Source organism: Clostridium sp. MCC353 (assembly GCF_018785315.1).
Lineage (GTDB): Bacteria > Bacillota > Clostridia > Lachnospirales > Lachnospiraceae > CHH4-2.
The window spans coordinates 5,167-5,873 of the sequence record NZ_WQPN01000099.1 but is presented as its reverse complement, the minus strand read 5'-3'; the positions used below and the strand labels follow the sequence as shown (position 1 = coordinate 5,873).

The following is a 707-nucleotide window of genomic DNA, read 5'->3' as shown; positions in this document are numbered from 1 at the left end:
ACCGTAGGTCTATTAAAGTTACCCTTTTCTTAAAAAATCTTTTTCATTTTCTTCTTGACATATTACCAAATGGCTTTTTCTATCCCTGGAGCCTAACTTTCACTAACGGTTTCCAGATGGCTTTCATCCCCGAAGGATTCCCCTTGGTCCATCCGCATCCAAACATCCAGTCCGTCCCCTCGTCCCGCTTTCCTGCTGGTGTTCTCTAGCTCAACAAATTAAAAACAATTTAACATCAACCCTCAAGGCATTTTCGAAAATGCCGTCACCCTTTGATGTAAATCCCCTCACCCTTTACATCAAATCTCCATGTCATATTCGCCAAAACCTATACCAATTACCAAATACCTCCTTACTGAAACGCTTTTTTACTCTTTCTATTCCTCTCCCCCAAAAACTTTTTATTTCCAGGCGTAACTTTGGCCAAACACCCAAATAAAGATTTGGAGAAGGGAAGTAGATAAGGCAAAGAAGCGTTTGGTTGAGACGTTGTTTGGTATTTAGTGCAAATTATGACATAGAGGTTTAAAGTAACTGACCTGGGGATTAACAGTAAAAGGTTAAGGCTTTTTCGAAAATGCCTTCACGTTTTATTTTAATTTCTTGCTCCAGAGAAAACCAGCAAGGAAGCGGGGAGACCGGATGGCGGGAAACCAGGCCGGGGACCGGGGCAGGGGAAACAAACGATACAGGGGTCGTGTGGAAAC

At 42.6% G+C, this 707-nt stretch carries 1 protein-coding gene; it reads left to right on the top strand.

Features of this window, described 5'->3' with window-relative positions; translation table 11 throughout:
- Positions 1-209 (top strand): hypothetical protein (locus GPL15_RS17310; protein ID WP_215699947.1); only part of this gene is annotated, 209 nt, incomplete at its 5' end.
- Positions 210-707: the final 498 nt, after the last annotated feature.